At 67.5% G+C, this 24,804-nt stretch carries 24 protein-coding genes; 13 read left to right on the top strand and 11 right to left on the bottom strand.

From position 1 onward, the window contains the following. Positions 1-213: 213 nt before the first annotated feature. The 6 genes from ACFXIV_RS15815 to ACFXIV_RS15790 all read right to left on the bottom strand — a co-directional run bounded on the left by ACFXIV_RS15815 (position 214) and on the right by ACFXIV_RS15790 (position 6,101). On the bottom strand, positions 214-1,248 hold the full coding sequence (locus ACFXIV_RS15815; protein WP_379396888.1) for a zinc-binding dehydrogenase: 1,035 nt from the start codon (positions 1,246-1,248) through the stop codon (positions 214-216). Positions 1,249-1,440: 192 nt separating this feature from the next. After that, entirely contained in the window at positions 1,441-1,851 is a 411-nt protein-coding gene (locus ACFXIV_RS15810) for a YbhB/YbcL family Raf kinase inhibitor-like protein (protein WP_379396886.1), read from the bottom strand. A 196-nt stretch (positions 1,852-2,047) separates the two neighbouring features. Then, positions 2,048-2,533 carry a 3-isopropylmalate dehydratase gene (locus ACFXIV_RS15805; RefSeq protein WP_379397183.1) on the bottom strand — a complete coding sequence of 162 codons (486 nt, stop codon included), beginning with the start codon at positions 2,531-2,533 and terminating at the stop codon, positions 2,048-2,050. 8 nt (positions 2,534-2,541) lie between these two features. After that, complete coding sequence (locus tag ACFXIV_RS15800) at positions 2,542-3,789, bottom strand: aconitase/3-isopropylmalate dehydratase large subunit family protein (protein WP_379396884.1); 1,248 nt, start codon at positions 3,787-3,789, stop codon at positions 2,542-2,544. A 3-nt stretch (positions 3,790-3,792) separates the two neighbouring features. Then, positions 3,793-4,665: an oxaloacetate decarboxylase gene (locus ACFXIV_RS15795; RefSeq protein WP_379396883.1), complete on the bottom strand. Its 873-nt coding sequence runs from the start codon at positions 4,663-4,665 to the stop codon at positions 3,793-3,795. Beyond that, on the bottom strand, positions 4,662-6,101 hold the full coding sequence (locus ACFXIV_RS15790) for an MmgE/PrpD family protein (RefSeq protein ID WP_379396881.1): 1,440 nt from the start codon (positions 6,099-6,101) through the stop codon (positions 4,662-4,664). The genes ACFXIV_RS15795 and ACFXIV_RS15790 overlap by 4 nt, the downstream gene beginning before the upstream one ends. Positions 6,102-6,202: 101 nt before the next feature. Between ACFXIV_RS15790 and ACFXIV_RS15785 the strand changes: the two genes are divergently transcribed. Continuing rightward, complete coding sequence (locus ACFXIV_RS15785; RefSeq protein ID WP_379396879.1) at positions 6,203-7,228, top strand: Lrp/AsnC family transcriptional regulator; 1,026 nt, start codon at positions 6,203-6,205, stop codon at positions 7,226-7,228. 45 nt (positions 7,229-7,273) lie between these two features. Here ACFXIV_RS15785 and ACFXIV_RS15780 read toward each other — a convergent pair whose 3' ends face one another. From ACFXIV_RS15780 to ACFXIV_RS15770, 3 genes are read right to left on the bottom strand one after another with little or no spacing between them, the layout of a single operon-like run. Further along, positions 7,274-8,746, bottom strand: coding sequence for a hypothetical protein (locus tag ACFXIV_RS15780; protein ID WP_379396877.1), 1,473 nt, complete (start codon positions 8,744-8,746; stop codon positions 7,274-7,276). A gap of 1 nt (position 8,747) precedes the next feature. Continuing rightward, positions 8,748-10,394: a sulfatase-like hydrolase/transferase gene (locus tag ACFXIV_RS15775; RefSeq protein WP_379396875.1), complete on the bottom strand. Its 1,647-nt coding sequence runs from the start codon at positions 10,392-10,394 to the stop codon at positions 8,748-8,750. Further along, entirely contained in the window at positions 10,391-11,338 is a 948-nt protein-coding gene (locus ACFXIV_RS15770; RefSeq protein ID WP_379396873.1) for a haloalkane dehalogenase, read from the bottom strand. The genes ACFXIV_RS15775 and ACFXIV_RS15770 overlap by 4 nt, the downstream gene beginning before the upstream one ends. A gap of 67 nt (positions 11,339-11,405) precedes the next feature. On the opposite strand from ACFXIV_RS15770, the gene ACFXIV_RS15765 reads away from it, so the two are divergent. The 4 genes from ACFXIV_RS15765 (at position 11,406) to ACFXIV_RS15750 (ending at position 13,982) form a co-directional block, all read left to right on the top strand. Beyond that, a complete protein-coding gene (locus tag ACFXIV_RS15765; protein WP_379396872.1) occupies positions 11,406-11,963 on the top strand; it encodes a TetR/AcrR family transcriptional regulator in 558 nt (185 codons plus the stop codon). 24 nt (positions 11,964-11,987) lie between these two features. After that, positions 11,988-12,344 (top strand): DUF1330 domain-containing protein, encoded by a 357-nt coding sequence (locus ACFXIV_RS15760; RefSeq protein ID WP_379396870.1) that lies wholly within the window; start codon positions 11,988-11,990, stop codon positions 12,342-12,344. 71 nt (positions 12,345-12,415) lie between these two features. Next, a complete protein-coding gene (locus tag ACFXIV_RS15755; RefSeq protein WP_379396868.1) occupies positions 12,416-13,051 on the top strand; it encodes a hypothetical protein in 636 nt (211 codons plus the stop codon). A gap of 100 nt (positions 13,052-13,151) precedes the next feature. Then, entirely contained in the window at positions 13,152-13,982 is an 831-nt protein-coding gene (locus tag ACFXIV_RS15750) for a class I SAM-dependent DNA methyltransferase (protein ID WP_379421276.1), read from the top strand. Positions 13,983-14,046: 64 nt separating this feature from the next. Here the strand turns inward: ACFXIV_RS15750 and ACFXIV_RS15745 are convergent, their stop codons facing one another. Continuing rightward, positions 14,047-14,256 (bottom strand): hypothetical protein, encoded by a 210-nt coding sequence (locus ACFXIV_RS15745; protein WP_379396864.1) that lies wholly within the window; start codon positions 14,254-14,256, stop codon positions 14,047-14,049. A gap of 857 nt (positions 14,257-15,113) precedes the next feature. Between ACFXIV_RS15745 and ACFXIV_RS15740 the strand changes: the two genes are divergently transcribed. From ACFXIV_RS15740 to ACFXIV_RS15710, 7 genes are read left to right on the top strand one after another with little or no spacing between them, the layout of a single operon-like run. After that, a complete protein-coding gene (locus tag ACFXIV_RS15740; protein WP_379421274.1) occupies positions 15,114-16,301 on the top strand; it encodes a DegT/DnrJ/EryC1/StrS family aminotransferase in 1,188 nt (395 codons plus the stop codon). Further along, entirely contained in the window at positions 16,298-17,452 is a 1,155-nt protein-coding gene (locus ACFXIV_RS15735; protein WP_379396860.1) for an MFS transporter, read from the top strand. Before ACFXIV_RS15740 ends, ACFXIV_RS15735 begins: the two co-directional genes overlap by 4 nt. A 15-nt stretch (positions 17,453-17,467) precedes the next feature. Then, positions 17,468-18,409: a sulfotransferase gene (locus tag ACFXIV_RS15730; RefSeq protein ID WP_379396858.1), complete on the top strand. Its 942-nt coding sequence runs from the start codon at positions 17,468-17,470 to the stop codon at positions 18,407-18,409. Between the two features lie 18 nt (positions 18,410-18,427). Then, positions 18,428-19,240, top strand: coding sequence for an SDR family NAD(P)-dependent oxidoreductase (locus tag ACFXIV_RS15725; RefSeq protein WP_379396856.1), 813 nt, complete (start codon positions 18,428-18,430; stop codon positions 19,238-19,240). After that, on the top strand, positions 19,234-20,109 hold the full coding sequence (locus tag ACFXIV_RS15720) for a family 3 encapsulin nanocompartment shell protein (protein WP_379396854.1): 876 nt from the start codon (positions 19,234-19,236) through the stop codon (positions 20,107-20,109). The genes ACFXIV_RS15725 and ACFXIV_RS15720 overlap by 7 nt, the downstream gene beginning before the upstream one ends. Before the next feature lie 9 nt (positions 20,110-20,118). Beyond that, entirely contained in the window at positions 20,119-21,408 is a 1,290-nt protein-coding gene (locus ACFXIV_RS15715) for an NAD(P)/FAD-dependent oxidoreductase (protein WP_379396852.1), read from the top strand. Between the two features lie 12 nt (positions 21,409-21,420). Then, the gene (locus ACFXIV_RS15710) at positions 21,421-22,134 is read left to right on the top strand and encodes an aspartate/glutamate racemase family protein (RefSeq protein WP_379396851.1); all 714 of its coding nucleotides are present in this window, start codon (positions 21,421-21,423) and stop codon (positions 22,132-22,134) included. Positions 22,135-22,360: 226 nt separating this feature from the next. On the opposite strand, the gene ACFXIV_RS15705 is transcribed toward ACFXIV_RS15710, so the two are convergent. Further along, positions 22,361-23,563, bottom strand: coding sequence for a PucR family transcriptional regulator (locus ACFXIV_RS15705; protein WP_379421273.1), 1,203 nt, complete (start codon positions 23,561-23,563; stop codon positions 22,361-22,363). A 54-nt stretch (positions 23,564-23,617) separates the two neighbouring features. Here ACFXIV_RS15705 and ACFXIV_RS15700 point away from each other — a divergent pair, with 54 nt between their 5' ends. Continuing rightward, a complete protein-coding gene (locus ACFXIV_RS15700) occupies positions 23,618-24,784 on the top strand; it encodes an alpha/beta fold hydrolase (RefSeq protein WP_379421272.1) in 1,167 nt (388 codons plus the stop codon). Positions 24,785-24,804 lie beyond the last annotated feature (20 nt).

The raw sequence follows: 24,804 nt of genomic DNA, 5'->3' as shown, positions 1-24,804 counted from the left end.
CATTGTCTCCGACGCGCCACTGTCTCCCGCCCGACCAGGCGTGACGAACATCGTCGTTGGGGCGGGCGGTGAAGCGCCCGGCCTGTTCAGCTCCGCCCGCAGCTTGTCCTCAAACGCGTGCAGTGTGGCCGTCGAAATCGGGCGGGCGGGTGGTTTCTGCTCCGGCGCGGGGTCAGCGCCCGCGACCGCTCCTGACGGAGTTGAGGGATCGGCTCAGGCACGGAGGAGGACCTTCAGGGAGCGACGGTCGTCCATGGCACGGTAGGCGTCGGGGGCGTCATCGAGGGAGAGTTCGGTATCGAAGACCCTGCCGGGGTTGACGGTGCCGTCGAGGACCGCCGGGAGCAGGGTTTCGATGTAGGCACGGGCGGGTGCGGGGCCGCCGGTGAGAGTGATGTTGGGGCCGAAGAGGTCCCACCCGACCGGGGCGTCGTTGTATTGAGGAAGGCCCACGCGGCTGATCACGCCGCCCGGGCGGACCACGCCCAGGGCCTGTTCGTAGGCGGGCATGTGGCCGACCGCTTCGATGACGACGTGGGTGCCGTCGCCCCGGGTCAGTTCACGCACCGCGGCGACGCCCTCGGCTCCGCGCTCGGCGACCACGTCGGTGGCGCCGAATTCGCGTCCCAGATCGGTGCGCTCCTGGTGGCGGCCCATGAGGATGATCCGGGGTGCACCCAGCTGCCACGCGGACAGGACGCCCATGAGGCCGACCGCGCCGTCACCGATCACGGTGACCGTGGTGTCCGCGGTGACCCGGGCCTTCACGGCCGCGTGGTAGCCGGTGCCGTACACGTCCGACAGCGTCAGCAGCGACGGGACCAGCGGCGACTTCTCTTCGACCGGTACCGGGACGAGGGTGCCGTCGGCGAGCGGCACCCGCACGGCCTCGGCCTGGCCACCGCGCACGTCGCCCGCGTTCCAGAAACCGCCATGGCGGCAAGAGGTTTGCAGGCCCTCACGGCAGAAATCACAGGTGCCGTCCGACCAGGCGAAGGGGGCGATCACGAAATCACCCTTCCCGACCGTGCGGACCTCGCTCCCGACGTCCTCCACGACTCCCACGAACTCGTGGCCCATCGATTCGCCTCGCTCCGACACGGGCATGTTGTGGTACGGGTGCAGATCGGAACCGCACACGCAGCTGCGGACGACACGGACCAGGGCGTCGGTGGGGTGTTGGACGACGGGATCGGGAACGTCGATGACACGGACGTCACCGGCACCGTACATGTAGGTCGCTCGCATGAGACTCCTTCGCTCGATACCGATGCCAGTCAGGGTTGCGGGAAGTGCGCGGCAGCAGTCCGGCCCTTCCCTGTGGGCGGGTTGTTCAGGCGTTCCATGCGCTCTCCTCCGATCGGAGAGGACGTCATAGCTAATTATTTGCCACCTGCCGATTCCGCTGCCGGCCGACCCGGTCTATCCCGATGGTTCGCGTTAGGGCCGTTCGTAGCGGCCGGTGAGTTTGCCGCGGGCGATCACATGCCCGCTGACGGCTGCGAGTACGGCGGGCAGCGTTGCGCCATCGGTCAATCCGCTCGGCTGGTCGAGCGCCACGAGCTGGAAGACGTAGCGGTGCGGTCCGTGACCGGGGACGGGGCGTGGACCGGCGTACCCTCGGCGGCCGAAGCTCCCGGTGCCCACCCTGATGCTGCTGCTCGTCTCCCCGTCATTCGAGCCGAGCGCTCCCTCCTGGACGCTGGTGATACGCGGATCGATTCCGGTGAACACGCCGTGCACAACCGGACGACGCAGAGGAGCGTCGAGGTCCTCGATGATCAGGACCAGCTCGACGGCCTCGACCGCCACACCCGACCAGCGCAGTGGTGGGGATACGTTGTCTCCCACGCCTGTTCCCGCGTGCAGACGCGGAATGTCCCCGCCGTCAACGAAAGCGGCACTGCCCACCATCAGGGTTTCGGGTGCATGCTCGACAGCCGGATCGAACCATGCCGTGCGGCCGATTCCGGCTCGCACTGGCCGCAGGAGTCTTCCGATCAAACGAATTGCCATGGCTGGTCCGATTCTGTGGGGTCGGTTGCGGTCACGACAGGAAGCCCTGCTCGGCCAGGCGCGCGAGAATCCCTCCGCTACTGATGATTTCCAGCAGCAACGGCGGCAGGGGGCGGCCCAGGCCACTGATACCGGTGGACTCGTTTCTGTACGTGCCCGTCGCGAGATCGAAAGTGCCGGTCTGGCCGTCCTGGAAGTGCTCGGTGATTCCGGGTGCGGTGATCGCGGGCAGTCCCGCGTTCACGGCGTTGCGGAAGAACAGCGAGTTGAAACTCTCCGCGACCACGGCGGCGACGCCCAGCTGTTGGAAGAGGGCGGCGACCGGGCGGGAGGAGCCGACGCCGAAATTCGTTCCGGCGATGACGATGTCGCCGGGGGTGACGAGATCGGTCCAGCCAGGGCGTACCTGGTAGAAGATGTGCCGGGCGGCCTCGGGTAGCTCGAGCTTCATGGCGAAGGCCGGGTACATCGCGTCGGTGTCGAGGGAGTCGCCGAAGACCCAGACGCGGCCGGTGATGGTAGTGCTCATGCGGTGACGCTCCGGGGGTCGGTGATGTAGCCGGTGATGGCGGAGGCCGCGACGGTGGCGGGCGCGGCCATGTAGATCTCGGCCTCGGTGCTGCCCATGCGGCCGGTGAAGTTGCGGGTGCTCGAGGTCAGGCAGACCTCGCCGGGTCCGACCACGCCCATGTGGTAGCCGAAGCAGGCGCCGCAGGTCGAATTGGTCACCACCCCACCGGCATCGGCAATGTCCTGCAGGTATCCCAGTCGCATGGCGTCCCGGTAGACCTGCTGGGAGGCGGGCGTGACCAGCAGCCGGACGCCGGGGGCGACGGTCCGGCCGCGCAGGATCTGCGCGGCGATGCGGAGATCTTCGAGCTGGCCGTTGGCGCAGGACCCGATGAACGCCTGGTCGATGCGCCGGGGCTCGACCTGCGAGACCGGAACCCCGTTGCGGCTCACCGTGCCCGGGCGGGCGACGTACGGTTCGAGGCCCGACAGGTCGATGGTGCGGATGGCGGCGTATTCGGCGTCCGAATCCGCGTCAGCGGCAACGAAATCCGCCACCCCACGCGCGGCGAGAAACTCGCGCAGCAGGTCGTCGACACCGAAAGTGGCGAAGTCGGCGGAGATTTCGGCGGCCTGGGTGGCGATCGTGCGCCGGTCGTTGAGCGGGACCGTCGGCAGGCCCGGCCCGCCGAATTCGAGATTCTGGTTGGTGGCGTCACCGTAGGTGTCGGCGAGATAGAGGAAGACGTCCTTGCCGCCGACCTCCGGCGGGAGCGCGCCGGCGAGTTCGTAACGCACCGTGGGGGCGAGTTCGAACCAGGTGGCGCCGGTGCACAGGATGGAGTACACCTCGGCCGGGCCGAGTCCGCGGGCGGCGGTGTTGTACGCGCCGCCCGCGCAGGTGTGCGAGTCGGTGCAGGCGAGCACCTCGCCGGGACGGGCCAGCCCGTTCTCGGCGATGACCTGGTGGCAGATGCCGTGCCGGCCGACATCGTAGAAGTGCTCGATCCCGAAGTCCGCCACGAACTTCCGCGCCTTCGGACCGCCCGCGGCATCCTTGAGCGACGGCGCCGGTACAGCGTGGTCCATGACGACCGCGACCTTGCGGGGATCATGGATGCGGCGGGGCTGCTGCCACAGCGTGGCGAACTGCAGATCGATCAGCACGCACATGTCGACGTCGACGGTCACGATGTCCCCGGGCCGGACCCGCGGCACACCGGCCTTGCGGGCCAGCAGATTCTCGATCATGGTCATGCCCATGGGTCAGGCTCCTTCACGGTAGCGTTCGCCCAGCTCGGACCATTCGGCCAGACCGACGAGGTTGAAGAACTCGGCAGGTTTCGCGGGCAGCAGCGGCCCGGGATCGCGGCCGGCGAGGTCGGCCAGGCCGGTGAGCATCGCGGACGCCGCGGCGCCCAGCGGGAGCGAGGGGTGGATGGCGATCGAATAACCCAGTTCCCGCAGGCGCGTGGCGGATTCGATCGGGGTGAGGCCGCCCAGGACGAGATTGATGAGCAGGGGAGCGGACACCTCCTGCGCTATGCGCTCGATCTCGGCGGTGCCCTGCGGCGCCTCGACGAAGATCACGTCGGCGCCCGCCGCCGCATAGGCTTTGGCCCGGTCGATGGCAGCGTCGATACCGAGCGGGCCGCGGGCGTCGGTGCGGGCGATGACGACCAGGTCCGGGTCCGTGCGCGCCTCCAGTGCGGCGGTGAGTTTGGTGACGAACTCCCCGGTCTCGATCAGCTCCTTGTCGGGCAGGTGCCCGCACTTCTTGGGGAAGGCCTGGTCTTCGAGCTGGATCGCGGCGACGCCGGCGGCCTCGTATTCGCGCACGGTGCGAACGACATTGAGTGCGGTGCCGTATCCGGTGTCGGCATCGGCGAGCAGCGGGATGTCGCCGAGGACGCGCACCAGCATCCGGGCGCGCTCGACCATTTCGGTCTGGGTCACCAGCCCGATGTCGGGGAGTCCGAAACCGCTGGCGGCCACGCCCGCGCCGGTCAGGTAGGCGGCGGGAAAGTCCAGCCGGCGGACCAGGGAGGCGGACAAGCCGTCGAATACGCCGGGGGCGACGATGATTTCGACACGGTCGGCGAGGGCGGCGCGTAGTCGCGCCCGCGACGGGGTGGTCATCGGTGGTGATCCTGTTCCAGGTTGTCGAGGGCGCCGGCGACGGGCGCGGCGAGCAGGTCGGCCAGCTCGCGCAGATCGGCGAGTTCGTCGATGCCGAGCACTGCCCGCTGGATGGCGTCTAGCCGATCGGGCGAGACCAGGGGACCGACGAGTGAGCGGTACTTGGCGACGAGTTCGTCGTCGGTGACCGGGTCGGCGGGGCCGCCGTGCGGCTGGACGATCCGCTGTGCGAGCACCGTGCCATCGGTGAGGGTGATCGCCAGTTCGGTGGCGAAACGTTCGTGGACAGGGCCGTTCTGGATGTTCTCGTCCAGTTTCACCTCGACCTTGCCGAGCAGCTCCCAGACATCGTCGGCGTCCAGCCGGGCCGCGGTGAACTGCGGCGGCAGCACCTGGCCGTCGAGCAGCGCGACCGCCGCGGCGTAGCCGAGATTCATCTGCGCGCCGATGGCCGTCAACGGCCGTTCCGGCTCCCACCAGCCATGGTGGTAGACGGTGTGGCCGACGCGAATCTCGATGTGCGCGACCGACTTCGGGTCGATGTGGTGGCGGGCGCGCAGCTCCAGCGCCGCCTGGACGGTGCCGTGCAGCCCGCCCTGGGACGCATACGACTTCACCATGATGAGCTCGGTGTGCCAGCCCTCGCCCAGACCGGCGATCACCTGGGCGGGGTCCGGGTCGTGGCCCTCGCCGAAGACCGACAGGTAGCCGCCGTAGGGCCGATCGAAGACCTGCTTGATCCCGGTGTACCCGGCAGCGGCCAGACCGGCCGCGTAATAGCCGTTGCGCGCGGCGAATCCGTGCTGCATGCGCTTGGACATCGCCTCGTACTGGGCGGCCATCAGTCCGGCGGACTGGGTGCCCGCCATGCCGAGCGCGTCCTCGAGCCGGGCGGCGTCGAGCGCCCGCAGCTTGCCGGCAACCATTGCGGCGGTGTGGGTTCCGAAGACCGGGCCGCTGTGCCAGCCGCGGGAGAGCATCTCCGAGCCGTGCAGGGCCAATCCGACGCGTGGACCGACCTCGAATCCGGCGATCGCGGCGGTCAGGGCCGCGGCGCCGGATACCCCGCCGAGCTGCTGGGCGGTTGCGAGCAGGACCGGCAGGATCAGGGAGGTGCTGTGCAGGGGCGCGAGCGGATGGAAATCGTCGAGCTCGAAGCCTTGGATGAACGTACTGTTCAACAGGACCGCCGCGGGCCCGCCGGTGGTGGCCCCGGTTCCGATCAAGGTCGCCGCGCCCGTGCCCTCCAGGTCCAGCACCGCCGAGGTGGCGACTGGGGACCAGGGCAGCTGGGCGCCCACCAGACCGCACGCCACACCGTCGAGCAGCACGTGCTTGGCGCGGGTCCGTACCCGCGCGGGGATCTGCTCGGGCGTCAACTGCTCGACCCACCGGGCCAGCGGTACCGTGACGCCCGTCGTCGTCGATTCGCTCATGTCCTCAGTGAACGGCAGGCCATTCGCCTGTCCCCGAAATTGCGGGGGAGTCGCACAATGGGAGCATCCAGTGCGGGAAATCGACGGAACGGATCTGAGTCGTGCGGGAGAGCAACCTCGATGAGGTCGACCTGATGCTGCTCGACGCGTTGCACGCCAACCCTCGGGTCAGCTTCGAACGGCTGGGCCCGGCGCTCGGGGTTTCGGCGGCCACGGCCGCGCGCCGGTGGCAGCGACTGTCGGAATCCGGGCGCGCGTGGGTGTCGTCGGTGCCCGGTCCGCAGGTGGCGCTGGTCGGCGCGGTGTGCGAGGTGCGGGCACAGCCGGGCCGGGCGGTGGCCGTCGCCGCCGGGCTCGCGTCGATCCCGCAGGTCATGAGTGTCTACGGCACCGACGGCGATTTCGACCTGCACACCCTGGTGTTGTCCGACAGCCCGGCGGCCTTGAGCACCCTGCTGCTCGAGCGACTACCCGCGGTGCCCGGCATCGTGCGGGTGCGCTCCACCGTGGCGCTGCAGTGGCACAGCGGCGTGCACTGGCGGCTCGGCGCGATCGACCGCGATCAGCAACGGTCGGTCGTCGAGGAGGAGAGTGGCGAGTCGCGAAAAGCGGTGCGCTACCGCACTTTCGAGCCCGGCGACCGGGACCTGTTCCTCGCCCTCCAGCACGACGGCCGGGCCAGGTACCGGGATCTGGCCCGCGAGCTGAACACCTCCGAGCATCTCGTGCGCCGGCAGCTCGATGCCCTGATCCGCCGCGGAATGCTGGCTTTCCGAACCGATTTCGCGCGCGGCGCGGGCGGCTGGCCGACCGAGTACGTGCTGTGGCTCTCGGTTCCGCACCAAGACCTGGATGCGGCGGGGACCGAGATCGCCTCCTGGCCGGAAACCCGGATCTGCCTGTCCACGGTCGGGCGGGCGAACATCATGGTCATGGCCCAGGTGCATCGCATCGCGGACCTGAGCGCCATCCTCGGCCGAATCGGCACCGCGCTGACCGATGCGGTCGTCCTCGACCAGCGCTTGGTGCTGCGCGCGTTCAAGTCGTGGGGGCGGCTGCTCGATGGTTCGGGGCACACGGTCGGCGTGGTGCCGGTCAATCCGTGGGCGGCGGTGGCGGACGCCTGAGGCGTGTGGATCGAGAGCCGTTGCCGTGCAGCGACTCTCGATCGTTCATCCGTCGTGGACTGCGATCAGGCCCGGGATCACACCGAGATAGGCGGTGCTGTCCGGTCCGATGGCGATTCCGGCGTAGTTGTTGTTGAACCCGGGGCCGGTGCCGGTGAGCTGCTTCCACACCGTCGCTCCGGTGCGGAAATCCAGGGCCGTGAAGTACCAGGGATCGCTGGCCTGGGTGCCCTTGGTGTAGGTGTAGATCAGGCCGGTGGCGAGCGACAGCTTGGGCACGACGGTCGGTGCGGCCTCGGTCGTGTTGGCCCACACCTGATGGCAGCCATTGCCGTCGGGGTCGATGTCGATGCGGGCGAACCCGGGGGTGGTGGTCTTGCCCAGCAAGGCGGCCTCGGGACCGGTGTAGCCGTAATTGTTTTCGACGATCAGCGCGTTTCCCGCGCTGATCAACGAGTTCTCGGTATCACTGGCGCCCGCCTCGAACACCGGCACGGCGCACACCTGCCGCTGCGCCGCCCCGGGCGCGGTGCGGTAGACCACGACGTTCATCGGGTCGGCGTTGTCGGTGATGGCGACATAGCCGCCGGACAGGAGGGTGGGTGTGGTGCCGGTGCCGTCGTCGACCTGGCCGGGCTTGTGCTGTCCACTGTTGGCGTAGGTGACCCGCCAGGTGAGGGCGGGTGCGCCGCCGGGCCCGGCATCGAAGCGCAGCAGCTCACGGTTGGTGGCGATATACACGTCGCCGGCGTTGCCGACGGCGAAGGAGTTCTCGATCTCCCCCTCGGCGCCGTCGCCGAGCCGGATCACCTGTGCGGCACCGGTGTTCAGGTCGAGGGTGCCGACCACGCCATCGGTCCGGGTGACGAACCACAGCAGCCCGTTGCTGTCGGGCAGCGCCGAGTTGAAGGTCTCGCCGGGCCGCAGCACACCGGTCAGGTCGTAGTCGTGCGCGAGAGTGAAACCGTCGCCGCCGGCGTTCTCGGCGAACACCCGGATGTGGCCGTCGCGGGAGGCGATCACCGCGCGATTTTCGTTGTCCAGATAGAAGTAGGCGCCGCCGGTGAAATTGCCAAAAGCGCCGGGCCGCAGGAACGCGCCCGGATCACCGGGTAACGCACTGCGGCCCAGCACATTCAAGGTGACCGGGTCCAGCAGGTACAGCGCCGGGGACGGGCCGATGCAGGTGGTGACGATGCGGCCGGCCCGATCGAAGGTGATCGACCCGCACTCCCCGCCGATCACCGCCGACACCACGCGGGGGTCGTGCCCGAGCGGTCCCGGGCGGGTGCTGGTGTTGCTCATCCACCCGTCGTCATGGATGCCGGAGCTGCCGTTGGGCGCGAGATAGGGATGTTGCGGCACCGGCGGCACATCGGTGACCGGCTGTGCCACAGCCGGATTGCCGATGAATCCGGGCGGCGACCCCGGTACCGCAGGAATCGGGACGGCGGCCGCGGTACCGGCCACGGTGGCGAGCAGCCCGGCGGCGGCACCGGTGACGAGGTTGCCCCGCACGCTATTTCGAACCGATACCGTCCTGCAGGAAGTTGAAGAGCTGCTCCCCGAAGGGTTTCGCGGTCTGGGTGTTGTAATCGTTCCATCCGTCCTGCTGGGCCTGCTGCAGGTAGGAGGGTAGCGGCTGGTGCAGTTCGGTGCTGACGGCTTCGTCGTGCAACCGGCTCATGGTGTCGCGCAGCTCGCCGCCGACGGCCGCGACATTGTCCAGCTCGAGCTGCCCGTCGCGGGTCGAGTAGTCGTAGAGCTCGTATTCCTCCTGCTCGGCCGGGTCGATCTGCGCGGAGCCCGGCACCCAGTGCGAATAGCGGACGAACTTGGCGTCCGCGGTCCGCAGTGCGATCACGTGACCGGGTGCGTCGTCGTTGAACCGGACGGCCGCCTCCTCGATGGAATGCTCGTCGGTGGTGTGCAGGATCCACGGCCGTCCGGGTGCGCCCGGATCGGCGGCTACGGCGGCGATATCGTGCCGCCCGGCCAGGTGCGCGTAGCGGTCGTCGGCCCGCCACCCGTTGCCGCCGGTGCCGATGGTCAGCAGCAGCGCGGCCAGGTCGACGCTGGAGGTCAGCTGATCGCGGGTGCCGGGTGCGGGGGTGAGCTGACCGCGTGGATCGTGGATGAACAGCGGTACGCGAATGGCCTCGTCGTAGGCGCCGCCGCCCTTGCCGTGCAGGCCGTGCGAACCGGCGTAGTCACCGTGGTCGGAGGTGAACACCACCACGGTGTTGGCGGCGACCTCCGGCTGGGTCGCCAATTCGGTGAGCACGCGCCCGATCTGGGTATCGACCTGCTGCTGGAACCAGAGATAGAGGTTGCGCATGTCGATCCACTCCTGATCGGCCCCGGGCGTGCCGTAGGGCGCCAGCCCAAAGGTGACCGCCGAGACCTCCACCAGGGCTTTCTGCAGCCGCGGCTTGCGCGACAGCTGTTCGAGGCTCTCGAAATTGCCCGGCAGGTCGTTGATCCAGCGCGGAATGTTGTTGAACGCCAGCGTGCGTCGCGTCCAGCGCGGCCACCACTGGATGTCGTGCGGGTTGACCAGTGACACCGTCGTGCACCAGGGGCCCTGTCCCGCATCGGTATTGAACCAGTCGACGAACTGGTCGACTATGCGCCCGTCCATCTGCAGGCCCTGTTCGGGCGCGCCGTTGGGCGAGGGGTAGGTGCCGCCGTCGAATCCGTAGCGGTCCAGGCCGCCCGGGGTGGTGTCGGCGTAGTGGCCCAGATGCCATTTGCCCCACCAGGTGCTGCGGTAGCCCTGCTCGCGCAGCATGGACCCCCAGGTCGGGAAGCCCGCCGCCAGCTCCGACTGCGAGGTGGACAGGCAGCCGGTCTGATGCGAGTACAGGCCTGTCACCAGCACGCCGCGTGAGGGCGTGCAGTCGTTGGCGGCCGTGTAGTGCTGCTCGAAGGAGACCGACTTGTTCCGCAGCGCCGCGATATTCGGCAGGATGGTGTCGAGCACCGACTGCTCGGGGAACCACATCGGGGTGCGCATCTCGTCGACCAGGACCACCAGGATATTGGGCCGGTCCGGATGGTTGTCCATGCGTCGCGGGGTCGCGGCGGCCGGGCCGGTGGCGGCGACCGCCGCGGCGGTGGCACCGGCCATGGCGCCGGTGCCGAAAAATCCTCGCCTGCTGATCATTTCGTGGATCCTCCGGTGGTGTCGGGAGCCGGGGTGGCGGCGATGAACTCGGTCACCACCGTCGCGAGCTGCGGGCCGCGGTCCTCCTGCAGGAAGTGACCGGCGCCGGTGATCGTGATGTGCGGCTGACCGGCCGCGCCGGGCACCCGCTCCTGGAAGGCGCGATAGCCGCCAGCGGTGATCGGATCACCGTCGGAGAAGGCGGTGAGCACTGGTTTCCCGAAGTGCGCCAACTGTTCCCACGCGCGCCGGTTGGCAGGGCCGGCCGGGTCGTCGGGGCTGGTGGGGACCAGCATCGGGAAGGCGCGCGCGCCCGCCTTGTAGGTCTCGTCGGGGAACGGGGCGTCGTATCCGGCCACCACCGCGGGGGACAGCTCGGTGCGGCAGCCGCCCGCGATGATGCCGCCGACGGGGAATTGCGGTGTCTCCTGGGAGAACCGCTGCCAGGCGGCGAAGGCGTCGGTCAGTTTCGCCTCGCCCGTCGGCAGGCCGGTATTGGCGACCACCACCCGGGCGAAGCGGTCGGGGTGCTCGGCGACCAGCCGCAGGCCGATCAGCCCGCCCCAGTCCTGGCAGACCAGGGTGATGCCCGAGAGGTCCAGGTGATCGAACAGCGCCTCGCGCACCCATTCGACGTGGCGGGCGTAGGTGTAGTCGGCGCGGTCGGCGGGCTTGTCACTGCGGCCGAAACCGATCAGATCCGGTGCGACACAGCGTTTCCCGGCTGCCACCAGCACCGGGATCATGTGGCGGTACAGGAAGCTCCAGGACGGTTCGCCGTGCAGCAGCAGCACGATCTCGCCGTCGCGCGGGCCCTCGTCGAGGTAGTGCAACCGCAGCCGGGTAGCGCTGCCGTCGCCCGCCTCGACCTCGAGGTAGCAGGGTTCGAAGGGAAAGTCGGGCAGGGCGGCGAACCGCTCGTCCGGTGTCCGCAATGCGTGCATGAGGGCGACGATAATGTTGTTGCACGCGACGTGCAACTACCATTCCGCGTGTGTAGGGTTGCCAATGATGGACGGACGGACCGCACGTGGAGCCAAGAACCGTCAGGCGGTGCTCGACGCCGCGCTGGCGCTGATGGAGGAGGGCAATCTGCAGCCCACCGCGCAGGCAGTGGCCGAACGCGCGGGAGTCGCGACCCGCTCGGTGTATCACCACTTCCGCGACCTGGAGACGCTGTATCTCGATGCCGCGCAGACACAGATCGCCCGGCACTGGGTACTGCTCATGGAACCCGTCAGCGGCGACCTGGACGAGCGCGTCGATCGCCTGGTCGCACTGCGGGCCGAACTGTTCGAGCGTGTCGCGGGCACGCGCCGCGCCGCCCTGCTGCGTGAACACGAATCCGTCGTCCTGTCCGAACGACTGGACGAGAGCCGCGCCGCGCTGCGGGCCCACCTGCGCACCCACCTGCCCGAACTCGCCGATCTCGACCCCCCGGCCCGCGAGGCCGCCTACGCCCTCTGCTCCTGGGAAACCTGGGACGTCCTACGCCGCCATCAGTCCCTGTCCGTCACCGCCGCCCGCGCCGCGGTGACCACAGTCCTCACCCGCCTGCTCACCGGCTGAGCGGGCCGCCGAAAGAAGAGCCCCATGTCGATCACGCCCGATCCCGACCAGTTCACCCGCTTCGCCGCCGCCACCGACGAGGGCCCCGTCGTCATGCTGAACCTGATCACCTTCCAGGACCGCACCGAATACGCGGCCTACGGCGCCGCCGTCCTCGCCCTGGTCGCACAGCAGGGCGGCCGCCTCCTGTGGCACGGCGAACCGCAGCAGACCCTGATCGGCGACGCCGAATGGGACTACGTCGCCCTCGTCGAATACCCCAGCCGCCGAGCATTTCTCGACATGGTGACCGCCCCCGAATACCAGCGCATCCACCAGCACCGCGAGTCGGGCATCGCCCGCACCGAGCTCATCGCCTGCCACCCTCTCGCCACCCACTGACCGCACCGGGCAAGATCGGTGGAATATTCTCGACCCAGTCCCTCGGCGGCCCCCGGAGGAAGGACATTCCCATGGAATCCGACGACTACACCCGCACCCGCCGCAGTCTCCACGGTGTGGCCGAACTGCTGATGGCCGGCCCGCAGTACCGCGCCCACGGCACGATCAAGCTGCGCCCGGCCCCGGGCGGATTCAGCACGATCCATCCTCCACTGGTCGCGGTGGACGGCGACCTGCTGCTGGTAGACGGTTCGGGGGCCGGAAAGCTCAGCGGCACAACCTTTGCCGAACTGGCCGACCACGCCGGCATCGACGCCGGCGCCCCCGCCGACCTGTATTCCGACAGCTCCGGCTGCACCCTCACCGACACCATCCACGTCGACCTCGACCACGCCCAGACCATCGCCCGAGCCTTCGACTGGGGTGACCGAGCCCTCCGCCGCCTGAACCCCACCGAAACCCCCGTCCTCTGGCCCGAACACTTCGACCTCGGCATCACCATCACCGCAGATCGCATCAACTTCGGCGTCTCACCCGGCGACCCCCACATCCCCGAGCCCTACGCCTACGTCGGCCCCTGGGACCCCCACACGGGCCCCTTCTGGAACGAATCCTTCGGCGCAGCACACACCCTCACCGCCCTGGGCACCGCGGACGCTCTGTTCACCTTCTTCACCGAGGGCTACCACCTCGCCACCGAATCCTGACCACCCGCGAGCAAGGCCGGCTCGATGCGCCCTGCACGACCGGTTCCGCGACGATCAGAACAGGCTTGCTCGGTGTGCCGTTGCCGGGCAGGCTTTTCCGGTGACGAACAGCTCTGATGATCTGCGTCTGTGGGATGCGGTCGCCGGTAGTTATGCAGCGACGGTGTCGGGTCCCGCCGATAGCTTCTATCGGCGGATGCACGAGTTCTTGTGGTCTCATCTGGGATCGATCGCTGATCTCGATGTCTTGGACCTGGGGTGTGGGCATGGCTGGCTGGCGGAGCAGATGCGGCAGGCCGGAGCCCGCGTCACCGGTGTCGACGGCAGCGAGGCGCTGCTGGCGGCCGCGCGGACGCAATACCCCGAGATCGACTTCCAGCGGCACGATCTCACGCTCGGATTACCCGGCCCGGGCCGATTCGACAGGGTTGTCGCGCACATGGTCCTGATGGATATTCCGGTACTGGACCAATTGCTCACCGATGTCGCGGCAGCATTGCGGGACGGCGGCGTGTTCGTCTTCTCGATACTGCATCCAGCATTCTTCAGCCAGAACATCGTCGACGAAGGACCTGGCGGCGAGCGCTATCGGAAGGTCACCGGCTACCTGGAGCACGAGACACGGTGGATCGAGTCCTTCGGCGGGCATCGTCATTACCACCGCCCGCTGTCCTGGTATGCCGAACAACTGACCGCGCACGGGCTGGTGATCACCGGCATTCATGAGCCGCCGTCCTTGCCGCACAACGACATTCCAGTATCCGACTGGACCGATTACCAGAAGTGGTTCAGCACCATCCTCACCATGCTGACAATGTCATGCATCCCGTCCAATCAGGCGATGCCGCCCCCTGAACGCCCTGCAGCTGAGATCGACATCTGTAGGCGTTTTGGAAGGCACTGCGCACCTGGCGCTGACTGGATTCGCTGACGAAGTAGGTCAGGCGCAGCGGACCCTGGGGATCGCCGTCCCACCGCAGGCTCTCGATGAGTCCTCAGGTTCGCATTCGATTGGTGACCGGATCCAGGGCTGTCCCGATGCCCGGATACTGCGGGACGCCGGTGAAGGCCGCCGGAGTGATGACCCCCTGCGCCCGGGCCGTGGCCGCATCGACCCGCAACCCGATCAGATACCCGCACGGTTGCGGCCGCGGGTGGTTGTCGGGAGCGGCCGCATACTTCCAGTCGAGAGTGTAGTCGTACATTTCCGTCATTGTCCGCGCCACGGTGATCGAACACTGAACCTCGTTGTGCAACAGCATGATCGACGACCGAATAGCCGGGACAGGCTGGTTCGCAACGCAATCGGGTGGTGACGACAGAGAACCTGTCGTCACCACCCGGTTACGCACTGTGTCCGGAGGGGGACACGACTACTACGCCCACGCCTTCCACCAGCTAAAACTGCCGATCGTCGAGGGATAGGCGTCCGTCAGGGAACCACTCAGGGCACGCAACCAGCGCAGTCCGGACCGGATGCTTGGCTTGACGGGGCTCGAGCACGCCCATCACGCATTGGTGGGCGTCGACTGGTGCGGCATTCCGGCGGCGGACGGGGTGTGCCTGGCCGGTTCGAGCACTGTGGTCAGCGGTGAGAACGGATGCTTCATTGGCCATGAGGTCACTTCGGGCGAGTACGACCGGTATGTCGATCGGTGTGGTGGAGAAGAACCGCAGGCGCGTGCGGTGGTTCCCGTCGACGTCCCCGCACCCAGGGTCGAGCTCCTTATATCCGTTGGGGCACAACAGTTTGCACAATTGATCGGTTCCGGACGCGTGACCAGGATTTAACGGCATTCTGGTCATGGACAGTGAAAATCGGCGTAGCGTGCCTTGAACATTCACCAGGTTCCCCGTCATGAGCACCTCGGTCGACAAGCTGTCAGAACCGCCGGCGCCGTGTCGGTGGATAGCCAGAAACACGATGGCGGACAACGTGATTGATGATTCGACATCTGCCCCGACAACACCCGTCACGGAGCCGGCCCGTGGTCCGCGACTGGCCCTGTCCGGCGGGGATCCGGTACGACACACCCCTTGGCCGACATATGACCGGGGCGCGGTGTGCGTCCATCCCGAGGACGAGGAAGCGACGCTGCGCGCCCTCCGCAGTCACCTCTATTTCCGGTACGACCACCGCCCGCATCACGAGACCGAGTGCGCGCAATTCGAGGCAGAGCTGTGCCACTACTTCGGGTCCGGGCACGCGCTGGCCACCTCCAGCGGCACCACCGCCCTGGCACTTGCGATCATGGCTTCCGGGATCGAACCGGGGAGCCTGATCGCCTGTCCCGGTTTCACTTTCGCCGCCACGCCCAGCTCCATCCTGCTCGCCGGATGCACGCCATTCCTCGTCGACGTCGACGAGAACCTCCACCTGGACGTGGCCGATTTGCGCAGGCGGTGGACACCGCGAATCAAGGCGCTCGTGGTGGTCCATATGCGCGGTTTCGCCGGAGACATGGGCGCGCTGCTGCGGTTCGCCGAGGAACAGGGTGTGCCGGTGTTCGAAGACGCGGTCCCGGCGCTCGGCGCGCAACTGGATGGGCGCAAACTCGGCACCTTCGGTCTGGCCGGCGCGTTCAGCACTCAGTCGGACAAGTCGCTCAACAGCGGCGAGGGCGGCTTCCTGATCACCGATGACAGCACCCTGTTCGCCCGTGCTGCAGTGCTTTCCGGCGCCTATGAGGGGCGGTTGCGGCGGCATTTTCCCGACGGCGAGCCGCCGATCGCCACCGATCTCGATCTGCCGCTGTTCAGCTTCCGGATGGACGAGATCCGCGCTGCCCTGCTGCGGTCCGAACTGGGACGCCTACCGGTCAGACTGGCCGCCTTCCGCGAGAACTACGACTATGTCGCCTCGGCGCTGGCCGACCTCGACAGCATCCGAATCCGGCGACCGGTGGCACCCGGTGCCTACCTCGGCGAGGCATTCATCTTCCGGGTGGCCGACGGCCGTGCGCAGTGGTTCGCGCGGGCGTTGTGCCGCGAGGGCATCGAGGCGCGCAATCTCGGCTCGGACTCCGACCACAATATCCGCGCCTTCTGGAACTGGCGATTCATGTTCCGCGGCATGGAAACCGCTGCAGTCAAGGCGTCCCTGCCGAATGCGACCCGCTATCTGCAAGAGGCGGTGGACATTCCGCTGTCCTCGACCCTGTCGCGGGCCGACTGCGACGATCTGGTCGCCGCGGTGCGGAAGGTCGCAGCCGTCCTCACCGCGAATTCCTCGCGGGCCGGGCAACGATGACGGCATCCTCGGAGACCGGAACGTTCCCGCGGCTCGCGCTCGCCGGGGTGTTCGGCGGATTGTTCTGCGGCTACCTGGGCCTGTCCGCGGCCATCCCGGTGCTGCCGGACCACGTCCGCGACCGTTTCGATGCGGGCGATCTCATGGTCGGGCTCGTGGTCACGGCCACCGCGGTGACCGCGCTGCTCACCCGGCCCGTGTTCGGCGGGCTGGCCGACCGGCACGGTTACCGGTCGCTCATGCGGTTCGGCGCTCTCACCCTGGCGGTCGGCGGTCTGCTGTATTTCGTGCCGCTCGGCTTGGTCGGTCTGATCGCGGTGCGCCTGCTGATCGGGGTGGGCGAGGCCGCGCTCTTCACTGCGGGCGCCGCCTGGACCGTCTTGCTCGTACCGCACGATCGGCGCGGCCAATTGATCGGGCTCTACGGCGTCGCCATGTGGGGTGGCATCTCACTGGGGACGGCGCTCGGCGCGGCATTGCGGCATTTCGGGATCGGTGCGGTCTGGACACTGTGCGCCGCAGCACCTTTGGCCGGACTCGTCCTGATCAGCCTTGTCGCGCCGGAGCCGCAGGTGGCGCGGTCCGGCGGGGGTCGTGGACTGATGCTGCGACCCGCGGCGCTGCCCGGCCTGGCTCTGGCCCTCGCGGCCGCGGGCTATGTCGGGCTGGCCGCGTTCATCATCCGCGACCTGCAAGTGCGCGGGATCGGTTCCGGCGCAGTCGTATTGAGTATATTCAGCGGGGTCTACGCGGGTACGCGGCTGGTCATCGGGAAGCTGCCGGATCAGCTCGGCCCCCGTCGAGTCGGCACCTGGTCCGGTATCGGAGAGGCGACCGGGCTGCTGATCATCGCGTGGTCGCCGAACCTGCCTGTGGCGGTGCTCGGCGTCGTCGTCATGGGGGTCGGGTTCTCGCTGCTGCACCCCTCGCTGGCGCTGATGGTCATGAACAGCACCGAAAGCTCGAAACAGGGTGCGGCACTGGGCGCCTACACCTCGTTCTGGGATCTGGGCCTGTTCGTGTGGGGCCCGGCGACCGGCGCCATCGCGAGCGGATTGGGCTACCCCGCCGTGTACCTCGTCGGCGCGGGCTGCGCATTCACCGCCGCGGTCATGGCCAACACGATTCGGCAATCGGTCGCCACCGGCTGAGAAAGGAGTCGGCAGATGACAAGCGCAGCACCGGTCAAGGTCCTGTCCATCACGGGATGGTGCCGCAACGGCAGCACCATCCTCGGCAATATCCTCAATGAGATTCCCGGCGTATTCCACGTCGGCGAACTGCACTTCCTCTGGAAGAACGCGGCGGGCCGCGGCGTGAACGAGCAGTGCGGCTGCGGTCACAAGCTCGTCGACTGCCCGTTCTGGTCCACGATCCTGCCGGTCGGCCGACCCGACGGTACCACCCTGGAAGCCCACGCCGACACGGTCATCCGGCGCCAGCTCGGCAATGTCCGGACCAGGCATACCTGGCAGGTACTGCACCGCGGTCTGCACAATGGGGAGATTCGCGCGCACGCCGACCTGATGACCCAGATCTACCGGGCCGTCGCGGAGCGCAGCGATTCGCGGGTGATCGTCGACACCTCGAAGATGCCGGGGGAGGCGGCGATGCTCGCACGCCTCGACGGCCTCACCCCGTACTACGTCCATCTGGTGCGCGATCCGCGAGCTGTGGCCCAATCATGGAGCAGGCCCAAGGAATACGTGTACGCGATGTCGCCAGGGAAGAGCACCGGCTACTGGAGTGGCTTCAATCTCGCGTCGCACGCGATCACCCGACGCTATCCGCAGCGGTCGCTGTTCCTGCGCTACGAGGACTTCATCGCCGAGCCGGCGGCGACGGTCGACACGTTGCTGCGATTGTGCGAGATCGACCCGGCGTCCAACCCGATGACCGATCGAACGGTAGAGCTGCACTCCAATCACACGGTCACCGGAAACCCGGACCGTTTCAACACGGGTGTCACCGTGATCCGCCCGACCGACGACTTATGGCGCAGCGCGCTGCCGGATTCGGCCAGGCGAACGGCGTCGGTGCTGTCCTGGCCGCTGTCGCTTCGGTACGGATATCTCAACGGCGGTGCGAAGTCCAGCGGAAGAGGTTGAGCGACAGTGGATCTGGGATTGACCGACAAGGTCGCACTGGTCGCGGGCGGATCCAGCGGCATCGGGCTGTCGATCGCCCGCGAGCTGGCCGCCGAGGGCGCGCATGTCGCCATCGGCGCGCGCGACACGGGACGACTCGCCGCGGCCGAGCGGGCCATCAAGGCGGTGGCGCGCGGCCGCATCCACGCCGCGCGTGTGGACATCACCGACGCTGCGGCGACCCGCCGCTGGGTCGACGAGGTCGCCGGGGAGTTCGGCGGACTCCATATCGTCGTCGTCAGCGGCGGCACTCCGCCGACCGGGAGCGCGTCGACCTTCGAGTCGGCCGCCTACCGGGAGGCGGTCGACACGGTGCTGATGCCGGCGGTCGAGCTGGCGCTGGCAGCCTTGCCCCAGCTGCGGAATGCGCACTGGGGCAGGGTGCTTTTCGTTGCCTCGGAAACGGCGCTGGTCCCCATGGGCGGACTGGCCCTGTCCGGAGTGACCAGGGCGGCGATCGTTCGGTTCGCCCAGGCCCTCGCCGCGGACGTCGGCCGCGACGGTGTGACCGTCAATGTGCTCGCGCCGAGCGCGACCCGCACACCGCTGCTGGAACGAGTCCTGACGCAGGGATTTACCGACGGCCGGATCGAGGACCAGCTGCACGCCGTCGGCCTTGGAACCGCCGTGGGACGAGTCGCGCGTCCCGACGAAATCGCCGCCCTGGCAACGTTTTTGGCCAGTGAACGCGCTGGCTATATCACCGGCACCGTCCAGCTGATCGACGGCGGCTCGAGCGTGCTCGGCGCGTCCTCATCGCACTACACCGTTTCCCAGGAGGGGACATGCTGAAGGCAGACACCATCAAACAGACACTGGCGCAGGTCGTCGCCGACCGCAAGCAGGAACTGTCGCCGGGCCGGATGTTCGTCGAAGCCTGCGTAGAACACGGGCTGGACGCGGCGGTCGAGTACGACGTGACCATCACCGATTCGCTGACCAGCTCGCGGCGCAAACCGCGCAATCCCGCCCGCAATATGCTCAAGACCATCGACCTGTCTCGCGATCCGCGCCAGTTCTACTGGCACGAAAGCGCGCCCGCGGCAGGGGACACACCGATCGCGGGCGCCGAGGTCCGACGTGAACTGGCCAGCCGATTCGGCAAATCGCCGATTCCGGAACTGCTCACCACCACGGCCTGGGTGCAGGTCCCGCCGGATCTGTGGAAGGACCCCGAAACCTTCGAGACCTTCATCAACTACCGCTTGATCGTCCGCCTCTGCACCGCCGAGAATTACACGATCATCAGCGGCGAAGGCGGGCTGCTGAACCTGCCCGGGATCGAAAGGATGACGTCGCCGGGACCCTTCGCATCGGCAATCCTGCGCGCCTGCAACGAGATCGAGCAGATGGGTGGCACGGCGGATGGCATGATCATCAACCCCGTCGACTACTACCGCGCGCTGGGCACCGGACGGCTGATGGACGATCTGGAACAGAACGGTGTCTTCATCGTCCGTACCCGCCTGGTCGAGCCCGGGACCGCCGTCGTCGGCGATTTCGGTCACGGTGCACAGCTCTTCGACGCCGGCCGTTCGGTGATCCGCTTCGCCGAGCCACCCGAAGGAACGTTCACCGAGCCCGGTATCGCGCTGCAGGCGGAGATCTACGAGCGAGTCGTGGTCAATCTGCCGACGAACTTCTTCGTCGTCACCGTCTAGGTCGAAGTCGTGACGCGCGATCAGGAAACCCCCGTGCTCGAGCACCCGGATGTGGTGGTCGTCGGCGGCGGTGTCGTCGGACTGTTCTGCGCCCACCAGCTGCGGCTGCGCGGGGCGACGGTCACGGTGCTCGAGCGCGGTGCGCTCGGCGGGCCGCAGTCGTGTTCCTACGGAAACACCGGATTCGTCGGCACTCATGGTGCAGCGCCCCTGGCCGAACCCGGCATGCGCACACTCGCCGCTCCCGGTGCGACCGACCCGGACTCACCCTGGTACATCGAACCGCGGGCGGACGCCGAATTGACCCGCTGGCTGGAGCATTTCCGGCGTGCCTGCTCGGCCGATGCGGCTACGGCCGGATTCCGGGCGCTGATCGCAATGAAGAAGCGCAGCCTGAGGATTCTGCTCGACCTATGCGCTACCGAAAGCATTGCTGCGACTTTCGAGTCAACGGGCATCGTGTTGGCTTTCAAGACCGCGGCGGGTTTCGACGATGCGAGACGCGCTGTCGCGCGCACCGTCGCCGCCGGTGTGCCGCTGCGCGTCCTCGGCCCGGGTGAACTCGACGAGCTCGAGCCGAAGACCGTGTTCGATATCCACGGCGCGCTGTACAACCCCGAGGGCGCGTATCTGCACGTCCCCGAGTTCATCGTCGAATTCGGCCGAGTCCTGAGAGATTCGGGCGTGGAGATATGTGAGCACACCGAGGTCACCGCGTTCGAGGTGCGAGAGCGAAATGTCGTGCGCCTCAGCACCACTCGCGGAGACCTGCACCCCGGCAATGTGGTCATCGCCGCGGGTGTGTGGTCGGCCGAGTGTGCCCGCCTAGCGGGCATCGACCTGCTACTCCAACCGCTCAAGGGCCACAGTGTGACCGTAGCCATGCCACCGAGCGCGCCCGGCCGGCCGGTATTACTGAGCGAGGGCAAGGTGGCGATGGTCGCGCTCGGCGACCGGCTGCGGATCGGCGGGCAGCTCGAACTGACCGGGATGAGCACCGAGGTCTCCGAACGCCGAGTGCGGGCGATGCTGCGTACCGTGCGCGAATTCCTTCCCGCACTGGAGGAAACACCGACCCTGCAGACCTGGAGTGGATTACGGCCGTGCACTCCCGACAGCCTGCCCCTGATCGGTCCCGCGGGCGATCTCCGCAACCTTCTCATCGCGGCCGGGCACGGCCATATCGGCATGGGACTCGCGCCCGCCGGCGGCGAACTCATCAGCCAGATGCTCGCGGGCGATCCACCGCTCACCGACCCGATTCCCTTGCGGCCGATACGTTTCGGCGCATTCACCTGAAACGGCGATGAGATGGCAGACCGAGCGGACATCAGGATCGGCGTCCTGTGTCTCGACACCACTTTCACCAAGGTCCTCGGCCACATCCGCAATCCGGCGACCTTCGACTTCCCGGTCGTCTATCAGGTGGTCCACGGCGCGACCCCGCGTCGAGTGGTGACCGAAGCGGATCCGACGCTGCTCGAACCGTTCATCGGCGCGGCCCGGAAGCTCGAATCCGAAGGCGTGGCCGCGATCACCGCCGCGTGCGGTTTCCTGGTCGTCTTCCAGCAGCGGCTGGCCGATGCCGTCCAAATCCCGCTCTACAGCTCGAGCCTCGTTCAATTGCCGATGGTCCACCGCATGGTGGCCGCCGATCGCAAGGTCGGCCTGCTGGTCGCCGACGAACAGGCCCTCACCCGCCGCCATTTGGTTGCGATCGGAGGCGAGTCCGTGCCGATCTGTGTAGCGGGAATGGCCGAGCGCCCGGAATTCCGCGAGGTCATCCTCGAAGGTCGCCGCAGCGACCTCGACGTCGACCGGCTCGGCCGCGAGGTACTCGACGAAGTGGAGCGAATGGCCGCGCACAACCCCGATATGGGTGCGCTGATCATCGAATGCACCGACCTCGTGCCGTACCGGCACGCGATACAGAAGCATCTCGGCGTGCCGGTCTTCGACATCGTCACCCTCACCGAAATGGTGCACCGCAGCCTATCCCACCAGCCCTTTCACAGCCGACGGTAGGACATGTCGATTGCGGCTGCCGAATTCGAGCAAATGAATTTTGCTGCATCGCGAAGGATTTCATGCCCGTTGTGTCCGGAGGTGTATCAGCCGCTACGCACACGCCTTCCACCAGCGAAAACAGACCGAAGGATGGCGCGATGGTCTTCTTGCTGAGTTCGTCGGTGTCATCTGACGAGGAATAGAGCCCGAGGGCTGCGCGGTCTAGAGAGTTAGGTAGGTGGCATCACGATCCCGCGCGGCGCGTATTCGTCGAGACCGGCAGCGCCCACAATGCGGCGCCGAGTTCGAGGACGGTTTGTGGATTGTTCAGCGAGCGACTCGTCAGTTCCTCGATTCGGCGCAGTCGGTAGCGCACCGAGTTCGGGTGGAGGAACAGTTGCCGGCCGGTCTCGGTTGCGGAACCTTTTGCCGCGTACCAGGTGCGCAGGGTTTCCAGCAGTCGCTCGCGCTCTTCGTACGGCAGCGCCAGCAGTGGTCCCAGCGAGACCCGCACCATCCGTTCGGCTTCGACCGGGGCGGCCGCGATCAGCATGGCGAGGGGGTCGTCGTCGAACAGGGCCACACCATGCGTGCGACCCCGTAGCCCGGCCAGTGCGAGCCGCGCGAAATGCAGAGCCTGCGGGGTTTCGGGGAGCGCATCGTAGGGCGGGCTGACTCCGATCCGCCTGCGGTGCTTCCGTAAAGCTTTGAGTGCGACTGGTTCTCGGGCGGCGGGCAAGGCGAGGACGCCGATCTGTTGGTCTGGTAGCAGTCGCCAGGCTGAGGTGATCTGTTGGGCACGCAGTACGGCCTCGATGCCGGGCAGCGCCTCGCGGCCGGTGGCGGGTACATCCGCCGCGACGACGACATACCGTCCGGTGGGCGGTAAGCCGAGAATCCGGGTGGCCTCGCCGAGCGTGGCCGGATCGGCGATCATCCCGGTGAACAGAGCCTCCACGAGCACCGAACGCTCGTGTTCGCGTTGCATCACCAGTTCCGCTGTCATGTCCCGGTAGGCGGCCGCGACCGCGACCGCGTACTCGCCGGACAGTGCCCATACGTCCGCGGCGAGTGGGACGAGCATGGCGTCGGTGACCTCGGGGTGGTGTCGGGACTCGGTGACGAGTTCGGACCACAGGAATTCGAATCCGATGCGGAAGGCGTGCAAGGTTTCCGCCAGCGGCACCCCCTGTTGTGCGCGTAGCCGTCCCGTTTCCTTCGGTGGTTCCGGATCCGCCGGTGCGTCGGTGGTGAAGTGCCGCAGCATGAGTGTCAGATTGCGGGTACACGATGTTCGAATGCTGTCGAAGGGAACCTGCGCCTCGTTGCGGTAGGTGTCGAGTTCGATCAGGAAGCGCTGGGCCAGCCGGAGTCCGAGGTCATCGATTCGTTCGAGCAGGATGTCCGCTACTTCGACGACCTCTTCGGGCGGGATGGATCGGGACATTTCCGCAGATTATCGGCATCGCGACTGTTCCTGAAAACAATCGGAGCGGCAGTGATGTTGTTCCCGCAGCCATGGGACCGCCGTCACATCGGTGCAACGATTTCGGTGTCGCGGTTCAGCGCCAACGGAAAGTCGACGATGTCCTCCCTGATCGTGAATCTGCTCCAGTCCGCTCTGCGCTTCCCGCATTGGGTCGCGGTGCGATTGGACGACACGATCCTGACCTTTGCGCAACTCGAGGAACACACCGCCCGCGTCGTCGCACTGCCGCGCGCCGAGGGCGTAACCCCGGGTAGCCGGGTGGCGGTGATGCTGCCGAACGTCCCGGAGTTCGTCGTCCTCTCATTCGAACGTCCGTACAGGAGTATCTCCATGTCCACATTCACCAGCAGTGACGGCACCATCATCCACGTTCGGGAGTGGCTGCCTACCGATCGTGAGCCGATCGGCATCGTGCAGATCGCGCACGGGATGGGCGAATTCGCCGGCCGGTACGCTCACCTCGCCGAGCGGCTTGCCGGCCTCGGATACGCCGTCTACGCGAATGATCACCGTGGCCACGGCCACAGCATCGCCGGTACGCCCGGCGACCTCGGTGCAAATGGGTGGAATCTGCTGGTGGAAGACCTCGCAACTCTGACAACACTATTGCGCGACAAACACTCCGGAATCCCTGTCGTGCTGTTCGGCCACAGCCTCGGATCCTTCGCCGTCCAGCAGTACATCCTCGATCATTCAGGATTGATCGACGACGTCGTCCTGTGCGGGACCACTGCCGTCGACCAGCTGTTCGCCAGAATCGCCGAGTCCGACGGTGATCTGTTGGGGTTGTTCAACGCTCGGTTCCAGCCGACTCGAACGACCGCCGACTGGATCAGCCGTGACGAGGCTCAGGTCGACGCGTACATGACGCATCCATGGTGCGGGTTCGAGATCGACCCCGACAACATGGCATTGCTGGCATCGGTCGCCGCCGAACGGTTGTCGAAGCCGACGACCGTACCCGCTGACCTTCCCATCTACGTGATGGTGGGCGATCAGGACCCGCTCAACGACGATCTGCGTCTGAGCAACCAGTTGATCGCACGCTACCGCGACGCCGGTCTGACCGACATCACCTACCGGGTCTACGGGGGCGCTCGCCACGAGATCCTCAATGAGATCAACCGTGACGAGGTCGAAGACGACCTGATCGCCTGGATTGCTCGCGTGAGCGAATAGCTCGCGCCCTCAGGTGTTTC

The sequence above is a fragment of the Nocardia sp. NPDC059236 genome, assembly GCF_042754085.1.
In the GTDB taxonomy this organism is placed as follows: Bacteria; Actinomycetota; Actinomycetes; order Mycobacteriales; family Mycobacteriaceae; genus Nocardia.
The sequence above is the reverse complement of the archived record's forward strand: the minus strand, read 5'-3'. Positions and strand labels throughout refer to the sequence as shown.